Annotated in this window: 1 pseudogene; it reads right to left on the minus strand. The window is 73.0% G+C overall.

Annotation, left to right across the window (positions count from 1 at the left end):
- Positions 1-734 (minus strand): annotated as a pseudogene (locus ITP53_RS55635) (hypothetical protein); the annotation flags it as partial.

A 734-nucleotide genomic window follows, 5' to 3' on the forward strand; every position in this document is an offset into this window, starting at 1 on the left:
GTGCGGGGCGGCGGGTGAGGGTGAGCTGGGTGGCCAGTGTGCGTGCCTTGGCGTGTTCGGCGTGTGTCCAGGCCGTCAATCCCCTCTCGAGGTGGACGGCGAGCCTGATCGCGTTGTCGTGGGCGGAGGGGTGGCCGAGCTCGCAGGCACGCTCGGTGTCGGCGAGGGCGGCGGACAGATCATCGGCCCCCTTGTTCGGCATGTTGGCCCCCGCCTGGGAATCGACCGGGTCCGGTTCAGACGTCCCGGCGACCGCGACCGGTGTGACTGCGCCGCCGACCCGATCCGGCTCTGACGCACTGGCAGCCGGGAGCGGGGCATGGGTGGCGAGCTTCTCCGCCGCTGTGGCGCGGTTGTGGTAGGCGAGGGCCAGCTCCGGTTCGTGCCCCAACTCCTCCAGCAGTTCGATGGCCGCGGTCAGCCGGCGGTGGGCGCGGAGGTGAGCCCCCGCGGCGACGTCGAGAGCCCCAAGACCGGCGAGCGCGATCGCCTCCCCCGAACGGAACCCGATCCGCCGGGACAGGTCCAGCGCCTCGTCCAGACGGCCTGCCGCGCGGCCGGACTCCTCGACCCGGGAAAGCAGGATCAGATCGAGCACGACCCCACGGTCATGACCCAAGCCCCGGTCGAGCTCCAGTGCCCGCTCGGCGAACAGCACCGCCTCCTCCCCACTGGACGAACGCGCCAAGCCCGGGTCGGCGTCGCCGCCGGGCGAGGGCGGTGGGGGTGGGGTG

It is taken from the genome of Nonomuraea cypriaca (assembly GCF_015645445.1).
Classification (GTDB): domain Bacteria; phylum Actinomycetota; class Actinomycetes; order Streptosporangiales; family Streptosporangiaceae; genus Nonomuraea; species Nonomuraea cypriaca.